The organism is Nocardioides jiangsuensis, assembly GCF_019679455.1.
GTDB classification, from domain to species: domain Bacteria; phylum Actinomycetota; class Actinomycetes; order Propionibacteriales; family Nocardioidaceae; genus Nocardioides_C; species Nocardioides_C jiangsuensis.
On record NZ_JAIEZQ010000001.1, the window covers coordinates 882,921 to 901,831 of the forward strand.

Annotated in this window: 11 protein-coding genes; 3 read left to right on the forward strand and 8 right to left on the reverse strand. The window is 71.5% G+C overall.

The annotated features are described in order from the left end of the window. Window positions 1–27: 27 nt before the first annotated feature. The 4 genes from K1X13_RS04125 to pdhA all read right to left on the reverse strand — a co-directional run bounded on the left by K1X13_RS04125 (window position 28) and on the right by pdhA (window position 5,267). Entirely contained in the window at window positions 28–1,284 is a 1,257-nt protein-coding gene (locus tag K1X13_RS04125) for an HNH endonuclease signature motif containing protein (RefSeq protein ID WP_221023734.1), read from the reverse strand. Between the two features lie 317 nt (window positions 1,285–1,601). Then, entirely contained in the window at window positions 1,602–3,104 is a 1,503-nt protein-coding gene (locus K1X13_RS04130) for a dihydrolipoamide acetyltransferase family protein (RefSeq protein ID WP_221023735.1), read from the reverse strand. A 16-nt stretch (window positions 3,105–3,120) separates the two neighbouring features. Then, window positions 3,121–4,098: an alpha-ketoacid dehydrogenase subunit beta gene (locus K1X13_RS04135; RefSeq protein WP_221023736.1), complete on the reverse strand. Its 978-nt coding sequence runs from the start codon at window positions 4,096–4,098 to the stop codon at window positions 3,121–3,123. Further along, the gene (pdhA, locus tag K1X13_RS04140; protein ID WP_372450665.1) at window positions 4,098–5,267 is read right to left on the reverse strand and encodes a pyruvate dehydrogenase (acetyl-transferring) E1 component subunit alpha; all 1,170 of its coding nucleotides are present in this window, start codon (window positions 5,265–5,267) and stop codon (window positions 4,098–4,100) included. Before pdhA ends, K1X13_RS04135 begins: the two co-directional genes overlap by 1 nt. 316 nt (window positions 5,268–5,583) lie before the next feature. Between pdhA and K1X13_RS04145 the strand changes: the two genes are divergently transcribed. The 3 genes from K1X13_RS04145 to K1X13_RS04155 all read left to right on the forward strand — a co-directional run bounded on the left by K1X13_RS04145 (window position 5,584) and on the right by K1X13_RS04155 (window position 8,919). Then, entirely contained in the window at window positions 5,584–6,561 is a 978-nt protein-coding gene (locus K1X13_RS04145; RefSeq protein ID WP_221023737.1) for an EamA family transporter, read from the forward strand. 94 nt (window positions 6,562–6,655) lie between these two features. Then, the gene (locus tag K1X13_RS04150) at window positions 6,656–8,413 is read left to right on the forward strand and encodes a SulP family inorganic anion transporter (protein ID WP_221023738.1); all 1,758 of its coding nucleotides are present in this window, start codon (window positions 6,656–6,658) and stop codon (window positions 8,411–8,413) included. 38 nt (window positions 8,414–8,451) lie between these two features. Further along, window positions 8,452–8,919 carry an SRPBCC family protein gene (locus K1X13_RS04155; RefSeq protein WP_221023739.1) on the forward strand — a complete coding sequence of 156 codons (468 nt, stop codon included), beginning with the start codon at window positions 8,452–8,454 and terminating at the stop codon, window positions 8,917–8,919. Between the two features lie 190 nt (window positions 8,920–9,109). On the opposite strand, the gene K1X13_RS04160 is transcribed toward K1X13_RS04155, so the two are convergent. The 4 genes from K1X13_RS04160 to hisC form a co-directional block, all read right to left on the reverse strand. Further along, on the reverse strand, window positions 9,110–11,011 hold the full coding sequence (locus tag K1X13_RS04160) for an ABC transporter ATP-binding protein (RefSeq protein ID WP_221023740.1): 1,902 nt from the start codon (window positions 11,009–11,011) through the stop codon (window positions 9,110–9,112). Next, window positions 11,008–12,825 (reverse strand): ABC transporter ATP-binding protein, encoded by a 1,818-nt coding sequence (locus K1X13_RS04165; RefSeq protein WP_308249386.1) that lies wholly within the window; start codon window positions 12,823–12,825, stop codon window positions 11,008–11,010. Before K1X13_RS04165 ends, K1X13_RS04160 begins: the two co-directional genes overlap by 4 nt. Window positions 12,826–13,114: 289 nt before the next feature. Then, the gene (locus K1X13_RS04170) at window positions 13,115–17,185 is read right to left on the reverse strand and encodes an RHS repeat domain-containing protein (protein ID WP_221023741.1); all 4,071 of its coding nucleotides are present in this window, start codon (window positions 17,183–17,185) and stop codon (window positions 13,115–13,117) included. Window positions 17,186–17,755: 570 nt separating this feature from the next. Further along, window positions 17,756–18,838: a histidinol-phosphate transaminase gene (gene hisC, locus K1X13_RS04175; RefSeq protein WP_221023742.1), complete on the reverse strand. Its 1,083-nt coding sequence runs from the start codon at window positions 18,836–18,838 to the stop codon at window positions 17,756–17,758. Window positions 18,839–18,911 lie beyond the last annotated feature (73 nt).

Sequence of the window (18,911 nt, forward strand, 5' to 3'; positions counted from 1 at the left end):
GCCCGCGGATCACCGCGCCACCTCGGCCTATTGGCGTCTGCGGAACCGGACCTGTCCGGAGGGCAGCGACGTCTTCGCGTAGCCCGAGTCGTGCTTCAGCCGATGGTGGTGGGCGCAGTAGGGCCGACCGTTCTCGAGGTCGGTCCGTCCACCCTCCTCCCACGCCTGGTGGTGGTCGATCTCGCACCACGACGGCGGCCGGTCGCAGTCCTCGGCGCAGCAGCCGCCGTACCGGGTCGCGAGCGCGATGCGCTGGTAGCGGCTGAACAGCCGCCGCTCGCGGCCGATGTCGAGGGGTTTCGAGTCGCCTCCGAGGACGAGCGGGATGATGCCCGCGGAGCAGGCCAGCCGCCGAGCCTCGGACGCCGAGATGCGGGTGCCGTCGTCCAGGCTCGCTGCTCCCAGAGGCGTGCGCAGGGCCTGGAGGTCGACGGTGACCACGACGGTCACAGGAGACCCGCCGGGGGCCGGCAGCGACTCGACGGGCAGGTGCTCGAGCAGCTCCATCAGACCCTGGCCGAGCAGGCGCGGGTACGGGAGCTTCCGGCCTGTCTCGTCGAGCCTGCCCTCACCGAGCCGGCGAGGAGCGGTGAGGGTCTGCAACGCCTTCCTCAGGATCGCCGCGTGGAGGTCGGGGAGCTTGAAGCACCCGGAACTGGTGCCGTCACCGTTGGCGCGCATCGAGAACATCGCCGTGGCCCGGGCTCGCGCCTCCTCGCGCTCGAGCGCCTTGCCCTCCTCCTCGTCGGCACGGTCGGGGTCGATCACCTCGAACAGCCTCCGACCGAGGCGGCGCAGCGCGTGGGCGTCGAATTGCTGCGCCTGCTCCACGAGGTGTCGCTCCGCGGCCAGGCGGCCCTCTGCTCCCACCTCGTCGGAGAGCTTGTCGACGCATCCGACGATGGCTCGGGCCTGAGCGGTGTTCAGGGCGCCGACCGCCATGGCAGCCCGGGTCTGCTCGAACCGCTCGTCCAGCGCGGTCGCCAGCCGCACGTCGGAGGACACCGTCTCCCGCGTCTGACGGGTGGTGCGGGCGACGTACGCCGCGGTCGAGGAGGCCCCTGCGTCCCTGCCGATCTCGTCGGTGTCCGCGGCGGCCAGAACGCGGAGCCTCAGCTCCTGCAACCGCGACTCGGTGGTGGCGAGTGCGCTGACCGCGGCACGCTTCTCGGCGGTGCTCATGAAGACGGGTGCGGAGGACGCGACCCTGGTCAGCGCCGCCGACAGCTCGGCGACGCAGCCCAGGATCGGGTGCACCTCCGTGGCAGGCAGCGTGGTCTCCATGAGGCAACGCTAGAAGTCCGGCCCGCCTGTTTTCGAACGGACTCGAACGCGGGGGACCACCTCCGACGAGCGGACCTTGGGGACGAAATCTGGCCCGCACCGTCGGGACCTGGGCGGCAACGCGCACGAATCCGGCAGGACGCCCCGGCAGCACCGCGCCCGGGCAGCGCTACAGCTGGGTCCGCGGAGACACGACGCGCCGGATCCCCGGAGAGACGGCCGAGCCGGTCGACCCCGGAGGGACGACCGGCTCGGTCGGTGCTGCTCAGTCCGTGCCACGGGCCGGCGGGTTGCGGCGGCTCGGCAGGAGCCCTCGCTCAGAAGAGCAGGGCGCTCGCCGGGTCCTCGAGGATTCCCGCCACGTCGGCGAGGAAGCGCGAACCCTTCTCCCCGTCGATCAGGCGGTGGTCGAACGACAGCGCCAGCGTGGTGATGTCACGCGCCTTGATCTTGCCCTTGTGCACCCACGGCTGCTTGCGGACAGCCCCGAAACAGAGGATCGCCGACTCGCCGGGGTTGATGATCGGCGTTCCCGCGTCGACCCCGAACACTCCGACGTTCGTGATCGTGAACGACCCGCCGCTCATCTCGGCCGGCTGGGTCCTGCCCTCGCGGGCCGTGCGGGCGAGCGCGTTGATCGCCCCGCCCAGCTCGACCATGCCCATCTGGTCTGCGTCCTTGATGTTCGGGACGACGAGCCCGCGGGGCGTGGCGGCGGCGACGCCGAGGTTCACGTAGTGCTTGAACACGACCTCCTGCGCCTGCGCGTCCCAGGTGGCGTTGACCTCCGGGGTACGGCGCATGGCCAGGCACACGGCGCGCGCGACGACCAGCAGCGGCGAGACCTTCACGTCGCGGAAGTCGCGGTGCGCCTTGAGGCGCTCGACGTACTTCATCGTCTTGGTGACGTCGACGGTGATCCACTCGGTGACGTGCGGCGAGGTGAACGCGGAGTCGACCATGGCCTGCGCCATCATCTTCCGCACGCCCTTGATCGGCTCGCGCGTCTCCCGCTCACCGGCCCGGGCCGCCGGTGCGAACGCCGGAGCCGCAGCAGCCGGGGCAGCAGACGGAGCGGCAGCCGCACCGCCCCTGAAGCCCTCCACGTCGGCCCGGGTGATCGTGCCGTTCGGCCCGGTGGGCGTGACGTCGCGAAGGTCGACACCGAGGTCGCGGGCGAGCTTGCGCACCGGCGGCTTCGCGAGCACGGCCACGCCGCCAGGCGACCCCGAGCCGGAGACCGGCGCCGTGACCGATGGGACCGGCGTCTCGTCGCCCTCGACGACCGCCGAGGACTCCGCGCCACCCGGGGCGAATGCGCCCTGGAGCTGGAGCTGGGCGGCAGCCCCCGCGTCGGAGGTCGGGCTCGCCGTCCCCTTGCGCGGCCGTCGCCGGGACTCGACCGTGCGCGGGCCGTAGCCGACCAGCGTCTTCATCGGCGGCTCGTCCGCCTCGGCGGTGGACGCACCGGCAGCGACGGCGGGAGCCACGGACGCCCCGGCCGGGCCGGTCTCGGCAGCGGCCGGCGACGCCGGAGCAGCCGCACCCGCCGCCGGAGCGGCCGGCGCCTCGGGAGCGGCGGACCCGGGCTCGCCGATCGCGATGATCGGGGTGCCGACCGCGACGGTCTCCCCCTCGGGGACGAGGAGGGCGGTGACCGTGCCGGCGTACGGCGACGGCAGCTCGACGAGCGACTTGGCGGTCTCGATCTCGACCACGATGTCGTTGATCTTGACCACGTCGCCGACCTTGACCCGCCAGCCGACGATCTCGGCCTCGGTCAGACCCTCACCGGGGTCGGGAAGCTTGTACTCAGGCATGAGAGGGGTCTCCTGGTCAGAAGGCGAGCGAGCGGTCGACGGCGTCGAGAACCCGGTCGAGGTCGGGCAGGAACTCCTCTTCGATCCGGCTCGGCGGGTAGGGGGTGTCGAACCCGCCCACACGCAGCACCGGCGCCTCGAGGGAGAAGAAGCACTCCTCGGCGATCCGGGCCGCGATCTCCGAGCCCATGCCGAGGTTGACGTGCGCCTCGTGGGCGACGACCGCGCGGCCGGTCTTGCGGACCGAGGCGAACACCGGGTCCATGTCGAGCGGGGACAGCGTGCGCAGGTCGATGACCTCGATGCTCTTGCCCTCGCCCGCGGCGGCCTCCGCGCTCTGCATGCACGTCTTCACCATCGGCCCGTAGGCCAGCAGGGTCAGGTCGCTGCCCTCGCGCACGACGCGGGAGGCGAACAGCGGGTCGGGCGTCGCGGACTCGTCGAGCTCGGCCTTGTCGGCGTGGTACTGCCGCTTGGGCTCGAGGAAGACGACCGGGTCGTCGCAGGCGATGGCCTGCTGGATCATCCAGTAGCCGTCCACCGGGTTGGAACAGGCCACGACCTTGAGGCCGGGGGTGTGCGCGAACTGCGCCTCCGGGCTCTCGCTGTGGTGCTCCACGGCGCCGATACCGCCGCCGAACGGGATCCGGATGACCATGGGCATCTTGACCTTGCCCTGGCTGCGGAAGTGGATCTTGGCGACCTGGCTGACGATCTGGTCGTACGCCGGGTACACGAAGCCGTCGAACTGGATCTCGCACACGGGTCGGTAGCCGCGCATCGCGAGGCCGACCGCCGTACCGAGGATGCCGGACTCGGCGAGCGGGGTGTCGATGACCCGGTCCTCGCCGAAGTCCTTCTGGAGGCCGTCGGTGATCCGGAAGACGCCGCCGAGCTTGCCGACGTCCTCGCCCATGATGACGACCTTCGGGTCCTTCTCCATCGCCGCGCGGAGGCCGGCGTTGAGGCCCTTGGCCAGGGTGATCTTGGCCATCAGCGTGCCCCTTCCTTGTGGCCCTCGAACGACGCGAGGTAGGCCGCGAAGCCTTCCTTCTGGGCGGCGAGCTCGGGTGTCTGGTCGACGTAGACGTGGTCGAAGATGCTCAGCGGGTCGGGCTCGGGCAGCGCCTTGCAGCCGGCCCGGAGGTGCTCGCCGAGCCGCTCGGCCTCCTCCTCGACCTCGGCGAAGAACGCCTCGTCGACGAGGCCGTTGCGGGTCAGATAGGCGTGCACGCGGGCGATCGGGTCCTTGAGCTTCCAGTGCTCGAGGTCCTCCGACAGCCGGTAGCGGGTCGGGTCGTCGGTGGTGGTGTGCGCACCCATCCGGTACGTGTAGGCCTCGACGAAGGTCGGGCCGCTGCCCTCGTGCGCGCGCTGGAGCGCGGCCTTGGTCACCGCGTAGCAGGCCAGGACGTCGTTGCCGTCGACGCGGACGCCGGGGAAGCCGAAGCCGAGGGCGCGCTGGTAGAGCGGGATCCGGGACTGGCGCTCGATGGGCTCGGAGATCGCCCACTGGTTGTTCTGGCAGAAGAACACGACCGGGGCGTTGTACGACGCCGCGAAGATGAACGACTCGTTGACGTCGCCCTGGCTGCTCGCGCCGTCACCGAAGTAGGCCACGACCGCCGCGTCGCGCTCCGGGTCACCCGTGCCGACGACGCCGTCGCGCTGCATGCCCATCGCGTAGCCGACCGCGTGCAGGGTCTGCGCGCCGATCACGATCGTGTAGAGGCCGAAGTTGCCGTCGTTCGGGTCCCAACCGCCCTGGTCGACGCCGCGGAACAGGCCGAGCAGCCGGAGCGGGTCGACGTCGCGGCACCAGGCGACGCCGTGCTCGCGGTAGGTCGGGAAGACGAAGTCCTGCGGGGCCAGCGCACGGCCGGAGCCGATCTGCGCGGCCTCCTGCCCGAGCAGCTGGGCCCAGATCCCGAGCTCGCCGTGCCGCTGGAGCGCGGTGGCCTCGGTGTCGATGCGTCGGGTGAGCACCATGTCGCGGTAGAAGCCCTTGATCGCCTCGTCGTCGAGGTCGAAGGAGAAGTCGGGGTGCTCCACACGCTCGCCCTCGGGCGTCAGCAGCTGCACCAGCTCAGGGCCGCCGTCGGCGTGCGACGGGCCGAATACCTCACCGAGGTCGGGACCGAAGTCCGTGTTGCTCTCTGTCACCTGCACTCCTATGAGTTGTCGACGGTCGGGGTCTCCGACGTCGGCTGGAGTTCACGACCTGCCCGGCACACGCGCGGGGGTGGTGCGCAGCTGGCCGTGCAAGCCTGATCCTGATTCCTGTGACCGGCGACACACCGGCCTCAGTGCTCATAAAGTACCGATCTTTCGTGCCGCCGCCTAATCGTCGGCGACGCGTCCCGGAGGGTCGTGACCCGATCGTCACCTGGCGGGAAATCGCCGGAGGTTGGCGGTAAACCCGGGCGACGGGGCCCGCCGGCGGCCCGTATCCTGTCAGGAGTCACGAGACAGGACGGTCATGACACGGACACTCCGGCCCGAGCACGCACCCAAGGTCGCCCCCAGGGCGGGCCTCGTCGTGATGGCGCTGGGAGCGGTGTACGTCGTGTGGGGGTCGACCTACCTCGGGATCCGGATCATGGTCGAGGAGGCCCCGCCGCTCACCTCCGGCGGTCTCCGCTTCATGACCGCGGGCATCCTGCTGGGCGCCGTACTCGCTCTGCGTGGTGGCCTGCGCCGGCTCGCCGTCACCCCGCGCCAGCTGGCCGGGGCCGCCTTCCTGGGGCTGATGCTGCCGATGCTGGGCAACGGCCTGGTCTCCGTCGGCGAGAACATGGGCGCCCCCTCCGGGGTCACCGCGCTGCTGATCGCGGTGGTCCCGCTGTGGATCGTGGTGTTCCGCACCGTGGGCGGCGACCGGCCCGGTCCGCTCTCCCTGCTCGGCGTGCTGCTCGGGTTCGCCGGGCTGGCGTACCTGGTGCTCGCCGGGCACGGCGCGGAGGGGGCGATCAGCCTCCCGGCCGCGGCCCTGATCCTCTTCGCCTCGACCTGCTGGTCGGTGGGCTCGTTCGTGCAGCCGCGGCTGTGGCTGCCGCAGGACGTGTTCGTGACGACCGTCTACGAGATGATCTGCGGCGGCACGATCATGGTCCTGGTCGGGCTCGTCGCCGGCGAGCGGTTCACCGGTGACTACTCCGCGCGGACCTGGCTGGCCTTCGGCTACCTCGTCGTCTTCGGGTCGATGGTGGCCTTCACCTCCTACGTCTGGCTGTTGTCGAACGCGCCGATCTCGCTGGTGGCGACGTACGCCTACGTGAACCCCGTGGTCGCGGTGTTCCTCGGCTGGCTGATCCTCGCCGAGCCGGTCACGGGGCCGATCGTGATCGGCGGTGGCGTCGTCGTGCTGGCGGTGGCGATCGTGATCACCGCGGAGCGACCGCGCCGCAAGCCGCTGCCGGACACCCCCGTCCCCGAGGACGTCGCCGCCCGCGCCTGACCCCCGCCACGCCGCTGCCCGGTTCCGGGCCGTCCGCTCGAGCACCTCGGCCGTTGCCCGGTCGCACCCGCTCCCGAGGCAGTAACTTCGGCTCATGAGCGATGACGGGTCGGCCCCGCCGGGCGGCCGGCTCGGGCGCCTGACCCCCGGCCTGGTCACGCTGCGGCACTACGAGCGCACCTGGCTGCGCGGCGACGTGCTCGCCGGGGTCACGGTCGCGGCCTACCTCGTCCCGCAGGTGATGGCCTACGCCGAGGTGGCGGGCCTCCCCGCCGTGGTCGGGCTCTGGGCGACGATCGGGCCGCTGCTGGTGTACGCCTTCCTCGGGTCCTCGCGGCAGCTGTCGGTGGGTCCGGAGTCGACCACCGCGCTGATGACCGCCGCGGCCGTGGGGGCGATGGGGGCCGGCGACCCGGAACGCTACGCCTCGCTCGCGGCGGCCCTCGCGATCGCGGTCGGTGCGGTCTGCCTGCTCGGCTGGGCGGGCCGCCTCGGGTTCCTCGCCGACCTGCTCTCCCGGCCGGTGCTCGTCGGCTACATGGCGGGGATCGCCGTGCTCATGGTGGTCAGCCAGCTCGGCAAGCTCGCCGGCATGTCCGTGGAGGGGGACACCCCGGTGCAGGAGGTGGGATATTTTCTGACCCACCTGGACCAGATCGAGCCGCCCACCCTGCTCCTGGGCACCGCGGTCGTGGTGCTGCTGCTCCTCGCCCAGCGCTACCGGCCGCACTGGCCGAACCCGCTGATCGCGATGCTGGGGGCCACCGCGGTGGTGGCCGCCTTCGACCTCGACCAGCGCGGTATCGACCTGGTCGGCGCGATCCCGGCCGGGCTCCCTGCCCCGGGGCTGCCGGACGTCGACCTGGCCACGATGACCGAGCTGCTGCTCCCGGCGATCGGGGTGGCCATCGTGGGCTACTCCGACAACGTGCTCACGGGGCGGGCGTTCGGCTTCCGCCACCACGAGCGGATCGACGCCAACCAGGAGTTCCTCGCCCTCGGCGCCGCGAACCTGTCCGCCGGGGTCTTCCAGGGGTTTCCGGTCAGCAGCAGCGGCAGCCGCACCGTGATCGGGGACGCCCTGGGCTGCCGCAGCCAGCTCTACTCCCTGGTCGCGCTCACGGTGGTGCTGGCCACCATGTTCCTGCTCGACCCGTTGCTCGCCGCCTTCCCGTCCGCGGCGCTCGGTGGCGTGGTGGTCTACGCCGCGATCCGGCTCGTCGACGTGGGCGAGCTGCGCCGGATCGCGGGGTTCCGGCGAAGCGAGCTGTTCCTCGCGGTGGCGACGACCGCCTCGGTGCTGCTGATCGGGGTGCTCGCGGGGATCGCGGTCGCGATCGGACTGTCGATCCTCGACCTGCTGCGCCGGGTGGCCCGGCCGCATGACGGGATCCTCGGCTACGTGCCGGGGGTGCCCGGGATGCACGACGTGGACGACTACCCCGACGCTCGCCCGGTGCCCGGGCTCGTGGTGTACCGCTACGACTCCCCGCTGTTCTTCGCCAACGCCGACGACTTCCGGCGCCGCGCGCTGGCCGCGGTCGAGGAGGCCACCCCACCGGCCGAGTGGTTCCTGCTCAACGCCGAGGCGAACACCGAGGTGGACCTCACCGGCGTCGACGCGCTCGAGGAGCTGCGCCGTACCCTCGCCGACCGTGGGGTGGTCTTCGCGATGGCGCGGGTCAAGCAGGACCTGCGCGACGACCTCGACGCCGCGGGACTCGTGGAGCGGGTCGGCCCGGAGCGGATCTTCATGACGCTGCCGACCGCCGTGGAGGCCTACGTGCAGGCGTACGTCGAGCGCCACGGCACCCCTCCGGCGGGCCCGCCGATCCCGCGCCCGCCGCACTGACCTCGCGACCACCCGCGGCCCTGGCTAGGCTCGACGACATGACGGACAAGCTGATCTCGGCGACCACCACGGTCGAGGCCCCGCCCCACCTGGTGTTCGCGATCCTCACCGACCCCCGCCAGCACGCGCGCATCGACGGCTCCGGCTCGGTCGGCGCGGTGATCGACGCCCCCGAGCGCCTCGCGGCGAAGGGCGACACGTTCACCGTGCACATGAAGATGTTCGGCCTGCCCTACAAGATCCACAACACCGTCGTGGAGTACGACGAGGACCGGCGGATCGCGTGGCGGCACTTCGGCGGCCACCGCTGGCGCTACGAGCTCTCCCTGACCGACGACGGGGGCACCCAGGTCACCGAGACCTTCGACTACAGCCGCTACGACGCGCTCCGGTCGATGGTGATCCGCGTGACCGGCTTCCCCGAACGCAACCGGCGGGGGATCAACGCGACGCTGGCCCGGCTCAAGGACGCCGCGGAGGCCGACGCCGTCGAGCGGGCCCGCTGACCGGCCGACCCGGTCGCCCCCCCTCGTTGAGGCGTCACTCGTGAGGCGTTGAGGCGTCAGTCGTTTCGGCTCGAGGTGTCATCCGCGCGGCAGCGACCGCACGGGTGACGCCTCGTTGCCGACGGACTGACCTCTCAACACCGACGGACTGACCTCTCAACACCGAACGAGTGACGTCTCAACGGCGACGCTAGGCGAGCGAGGCCAGCCAGGCGTCGTGCAGGTCGGAGAACCGGCCCTCGCCGCCCTCGACCAGGTCGTGCGGCGAGCCGTCCTCGATGATCCGGCCGTGCTCGAGCACGAGCACCCGGTCGGCGATCTCCACGGTGGAGAGCCGGTGGGCGATGATGATCGCGGTCCGTTCGGCCAGGATCGTGCGCAGCGCACGCTGGACCAGCCGCTCCGACGGCACGTCGAGCGAGGACGTCGCCTCGTCGAGGATCAGCACGTCCGGGTCGGCCAGGAACGCCCGGGCGAACGCGACCAGCTGCCGCTGTCCCGCGGAGAGCCGGCCGCCGCGGTTCGCGACGTCGGTGTCGTAGCCGTCGGGCAGCGCGGTGATGAACTCGTGGGCGCCGATCGCGGTGGCCGCCGCCACGACCTCCTCCATCGTCGCCTCGGGGCGGCCGAAGCGGATGTTGTCCGCGACCGTCCCGCCGAACATGTAGTTCTCCTGGGTGACCATCACGATCGACCGGCGCAGGGTCGGCTCGACGAGGTCGCGCAGGTCCACCCCGTCGAGCCGCACGCTGCCCCGCACTGGGTCGTAGAAGCGCGACACGAGCTTGGCGATCGTGGTCTTCCCGGCCCCCGTCGTGCCGACCAGCGCGATGGTCTGGCCCGCGGGAACGGTCAGGTCGAGCCCGGGCAGCACCGCCACCCCGTCGACGTACTCGAAGCGGACCTGGTCGAAGCGCACCTCGCCCCGGACGTCGTGCAGCGGGACCGGGGACACCGGCTCCGCCACCGACGGCTCCTCCTCGAGCACCCCGGACAGCTTCTCCAGCGCCGCCGACGCGGACTGGAAGGTGTTGTAGAACTGCGAGATCTCCTGCATCGGCTCGAAGAACTGGCGCAGGTAGAGCAGGAACGCGGCGAGCACACCGACCGTCACCTCGCCCTCGAAGGCGAGGAAGGCGCCGTACAGCAGCACCACGGCGATGGTGACGTTGCCGATCAGCTTGATGCCGGGCATGAACAGGGCGACCAGGCGGAACGCGCGCAGGTTCGCGACGCGGTACTGGTCGTTGACGTCGTCGAAGATCTCCTGGTTGCGGTCCTCGCGGCGGAACGCCTGGACCGCGCGGATGCCGCCCATCGACTCCACGAAGTGCACGATGACCAGCGCGACCTTCTCCCGGGTGACCCGGTAGGTCTTCGCCGACGCCTTGCGGAACCAGTTCGTGATCACGACCAGGAACGGGAAGCACAGCAGCGCGACGAGGCCGAGCTTCAGGTCGAGCACGAGCAGCAGTACGGCGGTGCCGAACAGCGTGAGCACGGCGGTGACCAGGCCGTCGAACCCGGTCTCGAGCATCTCGTAGATCGCGTCGACGTCGGAGGTCTGCCGCGAGATCACCCGGCCGGACGTGTAGTCGTCGTGGAAGGCGGGGCTGAGCTTCTGGAAGTGGCGGAAGACCCGGCGGCGCAGCTCGAAGAGCATGTCCTGCCCGATCCGGCCGGACAGCACCAGGAACGTCTGCCGCGTGACCGCCTGCACCACGATGGCGCCCAGCACGATCCCGACGACCGTGAACAGGAACGAGGTGTCCCCGGACTCCTGGATCGGCGGGATGCCGTTGTCGATGCCCTCCTTGACCAGGAACGGGATCGACAGCCGGGCGGCGTTCTCCGCCACCACGATGCCGACCAGGATCCAGATCCACTTCTTGTGCGGGCGGAGCAGGTCGCCGAGCAGCCGGCGGGACCGGTCGCGCAGCCGGACCGTGGTCGCCTCGGTCAGCTCCTCGGAGAGGTTGTCCGCGGCGACGCCCCGCCAGCTCTGCTCGTGGTCCTCGTTCTCGGCGACCACGCGGGCCTCGTCCTCGAGGGGCTCGTTGCCCGGCCCCGGGGTGGGAGAGGTGGTGCTCATGCCTGCCCCTTCCCGTCGCCGCGTCCGGAGCCGGCGCCGACGAGGTCGTCGGCGTCGGTGGCCTCGGCGGCGAGCAGCGCGCGGTACGCGGGCACCGTGGCGAGCAGCTCGCTGTGGTCGCCGACGTGGGTGATCGTGCCGTCCTGGAGCAGCGCGACCTTGTCGGCCAGCATCACGGTGGAGGCGCGGTGGGCCACGACGATCCCGGTGGCGTTCTCGAGCACGTGCCGGAGCGCGGCCTCGACGAGCTTCTCGGTGTGCACGTCGAGCGCGGAGAGGGTGTCGTCGAGGACCAGGATCTTCGGCTCCGCGAGCACGGCACGGGCCAGCGCGAGGCGCTGCCGCTGGCCGCCGGAGAGCGACATCCCCTGCTCGCCGATCCGGGTGTCGAGACCCCACGGGAGGTCGTGGACGAAGCCGGCCTGGGCGACCTCGACCGCGGCGTCCACCTCCTCCTCCGTGGCGTCGGAGCGGCCGAGCATGAGGTTCTCCCGGGCGCTCATCGAGAACAGCGTGGGCTCCTCGAACGCGGTCGCGACGATCTGCCGCAGGTTCGGCAGGGTGAGCTCGCGTACGTCGACCCCGTCGATCGTGATGCGTCCCCCGCTGACGTCGTACAGCCGGGGCACCAGCGCGGTGAGCGTGGTCTTCCCGGAGCCGGTGGCGCCGACGATGGCGACCGTCTCGCCGGGCGCCACGTCGAGGTTCACGTCGCGCAGCACCAGCCCGCCGGGGCCGTCGTCGTCCTGGTCGGGGAAGCGGAAGTCGACGTGCTCGAAGCGCAGGTGGCCGCGCGGGCGCTCGAGGACCCGCTCGCCCGAGGTGATCGCGGGCTCGGTGTCGAAGATCTCCAGGACCCGGGCCGCCGCGGTCATCGCCTCCTGCGCCATCGCCAGGATCACGCCGAGCGCGGCCACCGGCCAGACCAGGGAGAGCATGAGGATGATGAAGGCGACCAGGGTGCCCGGGGTGAGGTCGCCGCGGCCGACGCCGAGGGAGCCGAGCAGCAGCACGAGCACCACGGCGAGGTTGGGGATGACCTCCAGGAAGGTCCAGAACCGCGCGGACAGGCGGACCTTGTCCATCGAGGTGTCGTAGAGCTGGCGGGCGGCGCCGTCGTACTGCGCCGACACGTGCCGGCTGCGCCCGAAGGACTTGATCACCCGGATGCCGACGGCGCCCTCCTCCGCGAGGGTGGCGAGGTCGCCCTGCTCGTCCTGCACGCGGCGGGAGACGACCACGTAGGCCTTCTCGAAGCGCATCGACAGGTAGATGATCGGGACCGCGGCGCCCACGACGACGAGGCCGAGCGGCCAGTACATGTGGAGCAGCACCCCGGAGACCACGGTGAGCTGGGTGATGTTGATGATCAGGAAGATCAGCCCGAAGCCGCTGAACCGGCGGATGCTGGAGAGGTCGGTGGTGACCCGGGACAGCAGCTGCCCCGACTGCCAGTGGCCGTGGAAGGCCATCGGCAGCTCCTGGAGCCGCTCGTAGAGGTCGTGGCGGACCGCGGTCTCGAGCCCGAGCACGGCGTTGGACTGCACCCAGCGACGCCAGAAGATCAGCACCGCCTCGAGGATCCCGAGGCCGAGGGCGAGCAGGCCCAGCGGCCAGATGGCCCCGACCTCGCGGTTCGCGATCGGCCCGTCGATCATCGCCTTGGTCACCAGCGGGATCGCGATACTGACCCCGACGCCGGCGAGCGAGGTGGCCAGCATGATCACCAGCGCGGCGATGTGGGGACGGAGGTACCCGCGCAGCCGCCACAGCGAGTGCACGCCGGCGGGCGGGTGGTCGTTGGGCCGGGTCACTGTCGGTGCTGGCGACGACATCAGGCGGCGGGGGTCCCCTCGTGAAAGAAACGCGGGCGTCGGAGCGACTCGTGGTCTGCCGGCGGAGCCCGCGCAAGTTTGTAAGAGCCAGATTACCCCCTGGTCCTGACGAGCCCAACCAGTTTTCGGCACGAATCTCGCCTTTCGTGCACCCCTCCGTCGCCCGGCCCCGGGACAACACGTCGCTCCCCACGGCGGATCTGCCGTGGGGAGCGACGTCTCGGGTGGAGCGGGCCGGCGGAACCTGACCGTGCCGGGCCCGCTCATCTCACGGCTGGCTCCTCCGGCGGGCCATCAGCCCGGTGCCGAGGGCCAGCATCAGCCCGCCGGCGAGGGTCCAGACGCCGAGCCCCTCGGGCGCGCCGGTGACGGGCAGGACCGTCGCCGGCGGCCGTGGCCGCTCGACCTCCGTCCCGAGGATCTCGGGGCCGCAGACGTCGACCGCGGCCTGTGCCTGCTGGCCGGTCTCGACGATCGTCGCGGTGTTGACCACCGTGTCGCAGCGGTTGACCCGGCCCTGCACATCGACGGAGTAGGTGAACCGGGTCGGCTCCCCCGCGGCGTTCCAGGTGGCCGTGCCGAGCTCGGCCGGGTCGACCATGTCGTCGGTGACGGTGACCGTGCGGTCGGTCTCCTCGTCGCGCCTGAAGTCGACGTCCGTCGAGGCCTCCACCTCGCCGCCGTCCCAGGCGACGGTGACGGTGTCGGTCCCGTCGTACTCCGGCCTCTGCTCGAAGGTGCAGCCGTAGTCGAAGGTGCGCGTCTCCCCCGCGGCCACGAGCGTGTCCATGGCGTCCGCGGCGTACGTGCAGGTCATGCCCACGCCGAGGTCGGGCACGCCGGTGAGCGACACGTCCACGTCCTTGTAGTCGTTCGGGTTGGTGACGGTGACCGTGCCGTCCATCTCCCAGCCCGAGTCCTCGAAGGTCGTCGGCGTGACCTCGACCGTGTAGCCGACCGTCCCGTCGTCCCGGTCGTCGGTGCGCACCGTGGTCCGGTCGGCGACCTTGTCGATCTCCCAGGCGAAGGCGCGGTCGTAGGTGGCCTCCGCGGTGGTGTCCACCACCAGGTCGGCCTGCCGGCAGACCGAGACGGTCTCGGAGTCCGACTGGTCGGTCTCCTCGACCATCGCGGTGTTGGTGAAGTCGGTGCACCGCCCGGCCTCGCCGCCGAAGGTCAGCGAGTAGTCGAACGTCGTCGGCCCGTCCTCCCAGCTCGCCTCGCCCAGCAGCACCGGGTCGGAGGTGTGGGCGACCTTGTCGTCGTAGACGTGCACCGACGCGTCGGTCTCGTCGTCGAGGCGGAAGTCCACGCCGGCCGTGCCGGTCGCCGTGCCGCCGTCCCAGGTGACCGTGGCGGTGTGGGTGCCCGTGTCGTAGAGGTCCTCGTCGAGATCGTCGACGGTGCAGTCGTAGCCGACCGTCACGCTCCGGTCCGCGGGGACCTCCAGGTCCTCGCCGTCGTCCACGACGCAGGTGACGCCGGGCAGGTCGACGGCGTCGTCGACGTCGACGGTGACGTCCTTGTAGGCGTTCGGGTTGGTGACGGTGATCGTGCCGTGCAGGTCGTAGCCGCTGTCGTCGTTCCCGTCGGGGCTCGCGGTCACCTCGTAGGCGAAGGTGGCGTCGCCGTCCTCGTCGACCTCGACCTCGGTGCGGTCGACGTCCTTCTCGATCTCCCAGGAGTAGGTGCGGTCGTAGGACGCCCACGCCGTCGTGGCCACGGTCACGTCGAGCGGCGAGCAGACCCGGACGGTCTCGTCCGCCGACTGGCCGGTCTCGTGGATCCAGGCGACGTTGTCGTGCTCGGTGCACCTGCCGGGGGTCCCGGCGAGGGTGACCGAGTACGGGAACTCGAAGGTCGCCCCCGTCGTCCAGGTGACCATGCCGAGCACCACCGGGTGCTTCGGGTCGGTCTTGTCGTCCTTGACGGTCACGGTCTTGTCGACCGGCGTCTCGGACCACGCGTCCGCCACGACCGCGGCGCTGCCCGAGGCGCTCCCGGCCGGGGTCGAGTACCTCTGCGCGTCCCAGGTGACGGTCGCGGTGTTGGTGCCCGCGTACGCCGGCCGGCTGTCGAAGCTGCAGGTGTAGGCGAAGCTGCGCGAGCCCGAGGCGGGGATGGCCAGGTCGGTCCCCTGGGCCACGACGCACTCCGCCCCGCCGCCGACGTTGACCACGTCCTCGATGCCCGAGAGGGTCACGGCCTGCCAGGAGTTCGGGTTGGCCACGGTGATCGTGCCCGACATCGCCCAGCTCGAGTCGGCGGTGCCGACGGCCGTGGCGACAACCGTGTAGTCGAAGGTGGCCCTGCCCGTCTCCGGGTCGACGTTCTCGGTGTGCTCGCCGTCGACCTCCTTGCTGATGTCCCAGAGGTAGGTCCGGTCATAGCCGTGCACCACGTTCTTGGTCACCGCGAGGTCCTTGCCCTCGCAGACCCGCACCGTCTCCGAGGAGGTCTGGCGGTCGCCGTCGGGCTCGGTGATCGCGGCGGTGTTGTCGTAGTCCTCGCACGCGCCGGCGACCCCGGGCCACGTCAGCGGGTAGCTGAACGTCGTGGCGCCGTCGGCTGCCCGGACGACGGTGTCGACCGTGCCGCCGCGGGTCAGGTCGTACCGGTCGTCGGTCACGGTCACCCGGCCGTCGCTCGTGTCCGGCGTGGCCGTCGCGAACTCGAAGCCGGCGGACCCGGTCGCGGCGCCGCTGGTGCCGTAGTAGGCGGAGGCGTCCCACGTGGCGGTCGCGGTGTTCGTCCCGCTGGTGTCCGCGGTGGTGCCGGCGGGCATCGTGCAGCTGTAGTCGAAGCCGGTGGTCCCCGGCTGGACCGTGACCGTGCCGCCGGCGCCGGTGACCGCGCAGGTCGCCCCCGGGATCGCGTCCGACAGCCTCACGCCGGTGACCGGCACCTGGTTCGGGTTGGTCAGGCTGATCCGGCCGGTGACGCGGAAGCCCGAGTCCTCCGGCGCCGACGGGGTGACCAGCACCTCGTACTCGAACGTGGCGCTCTGCCCGTCGGCGATGTTCCGCCGCGAGGAGTCCACGCTCTTCTCGATCGTCCAGTCGTAGTCCCGCTCGTACGCCGGGACCGCGGTCGTGGAGACCCGCAGGTCCTGGTAGACGGTCCTGGCGTTGGTGAAGGTGCAGGTGACGGTGGCGTCGTCCGCGACGGTGACGGTCGCCGTCCGCGCGCCGAGGTCGACGGTGGCGGTGGGCGAGCAGACCAGGCCGGACAGCTGCCACTCGGCGGGCAGGTCGGTCTCCTGCACCGCGTAGGTGCCGGGTGCCACGCGGTAGGTGACCCGGTCCGCGAGCGTGGCGTCGTCGTCGACGTCGAGGGAGAAGGTCGAGGCGTCCCCGCCGGGGGTGATCGCGAAGTCGAAGTCCGTGCCGTCCGCGGGCCTGGCGTCCTTGACCACGGTCAGCAGGCCGGCGTCGACCGCGTCGGCCATGAGCTGGTTGTCCTGGGCGCCGGCCGAGGCGCAGTTCAGGGTCTCCAGCGAGAAGTGGTACGGCGCCCCGTTGATGCTGCCCGCGCCCGAGCCCGGGCCGTGGTCGAGCTCGGCCGCGATGTGCCCGGCGAAGTAGAGCGTGGCCCGGCCGTCGCCGCCGGCGGGCACGGTGAACGTGACCGAGACGGTGGCCGTAGGACCGCCGGCGTCCTGCACGCTCCAGCTCGTGATGGTGCCCCCGGTCATCCGCTCCCGGTCGACGTAGTCGTAGGCGAACGTGTCGTCCTTCTTCACGTCGTAGGTGAAGACGAGCTCGTTCTCCCCGTCCGCGAGGTCCTTCAGCTGCACCCGCTGCGGGACGAAGTCACCCTCGGCGTAGTTCGAGTTCTGCTGGTTCAGGGCGCCGTTGATCCAGGTCCCGGACTCGTCTTCCGCCGTGTTCTGGCTGAACGACTCGACGTCGCCGGTCCCGCTGTTCGTGTCGCAGACCCCGGCCACACCGGTGGCCACGAGGCTCTCCTGCGTCGAGGACGCGGACGCCGTACGACGGGCGCCGTCCTGCCCGGAGGACTCCGGGACCGCGCCGGTGGCGGCGTCCTCCTCCGCGACAGGGGCGGAGGCCGGCTCCTCGGCGGGCTCCGCCGCAGGCTCGCCCGCGGGCCGGTCCGCCGCGGGCTCCGCGGCCGGCTCTTCCACGACCGGTTCCTCCGCGGCCGGTTCCTCGACCGGCTCCTCTGCCGTGGCCTCGGCGGCGGGCTCCTCCGCGGAGGGCTCCGCGGTGCTCGAGGTGGTCTCCTCGGCCACGGCACCCTCGGCGCCCTCGTCCTCGGCCGACGCGGTCGCCCCGAAGAGCGGCAGCATCAGGACGGCGAGCGCGAGCGCGAGGAGCACCCGCAGGGAAGTCCACCTGCGCGATAGGTGCTTCCGGTGTCGGACAGGTCCGATGTTGAGCTGGCTGGCCACGATCCCCCCAAGGATCTGGTCCGTCAGCCACCGCGTTGCCGGGAGCAGCAGGCGACACGCACCGTGCGGCTACGCCCCCCTGGCGTGCCGCAACCCGAGACAGCTCGTTCCCCCCACCTGGCCCCCCGAGGTGGCTGACAGACGAAGAGTTGCTGCACCCGGTCGGGTGCCTCGTCTGTCTCAGACGCGTCCGCCGCTCCCCCGGCACGCAGTGCCGGCACCGGACCCGTCGTCAAGGTTCTGAGTCGCGACCGGCTCGAATCCCCACCCGGACGATCCCGACACATTCATCATGTCGCCGCCTCGTCCCGGACGGAAGGGACAGAGGTCGCTAATTGCCGTAGTCGATTCTGACTACGAGATTTTGCTTTTTAAGCGGCCAAAAAGAATCGAATCCGTCGTGACGGACCTACGACGACAACGAGTTTCGTCGTGGTTGTGGGTTTCCATGATGCTATGCCCGATTTGCGCTATCCGGCGAGAGCCGGCTGCGCCGCGTCAGCCCGCGAAGCCCGCCGCGACCTTCAGGAAGACGTCGTTGCCGGCCGGGTCGCCGATGCTCACGCGGGCCCCCTCGCCCGCGAAGGGCCGGACCATGACCCCGGCCTCCTCCGCGGCGGCGGCGAACTCGCCGGTGCGGTCACCGAGCGAGAGCCACACGAAGTTGCCCTGGGCGTCCGGGACGCTCCAGCCCTGCTCGCGCAGGGCGGTGACGACCCGCTCGCGCTCGGCCACGAGCGCGTCGACCCGCTCGAGCAGGTCCGCCTCGCGCTCCAGCGACGCCACCGCGGCCGCCTGGGCCACCGCGGAGACCCCGAAGGGCAGCGAGCAGGCGCGCACCGCGGACGCGATCGGCTGGGCCGCGACCAGGTACCCGACCCGGAAACCGGCGAGGCCGTAGGCCTTCGCGAAGGTCCGCATCACCACGAGGTTGGGCCGGTCCCGGTAGAGCGCGACCGCGTCCACCGGGTCGTCGATCCGGACGAACTCGCGGTAGGCCTCGTCGACGACCACGACCACGTGCGGTGGCACCCGGTCCAGGAACGCCTCGAGCTCCGCGCGGCCCACGGCCGGGCCGGTGGGGTTGTTCGGCGTGCACACGATGACGACCTTCGTGCGGTCGGTGATCGCCTCGGCCATCGCGTCGAGGTCGTGCCGGGCCTCGGGGCCGAGCGGCACCTGCACCGAGGTCGCACCGGTCACCGCGACCGCGATCGGGTAGGCCTCGAACGAGCGCCAGGCGTAGACGACCTCGTCGCCGGCCTCGCAGTAGGCCTGGAGCAGGTGGTAGAGCACCGCGACGGAGCCTGCTCCGGCGGCGAGGTTGTCGGCGGGTACGTCGAGGTGCTCGCCCAGCGCGGCGTACAGCGCGGTGCATCCCATGTCGGGGTAGCGGTTCATCGTCGCGGCCGCGGCGGTGGCCGCCTCCAGCACACCCGGCAGCGGCGGGTAGGGGTTCTCGTTGGAGGACAGCTTGTACGTCGGCACGCCGGGGCGCGGAGCCGGCGGCCTCCCCGGGACGTAGGCCGGGATGCTGGCGATGGCCGGACGGACCCGGGGCCCGTTGTGCGCTGAGGTCATGGCGGTCAGCCTAGCCAGTCCCGCCCCGCGGCAGGACAGGAGCATGCCGTGTCTTCGCCCCTTACACTCGTCC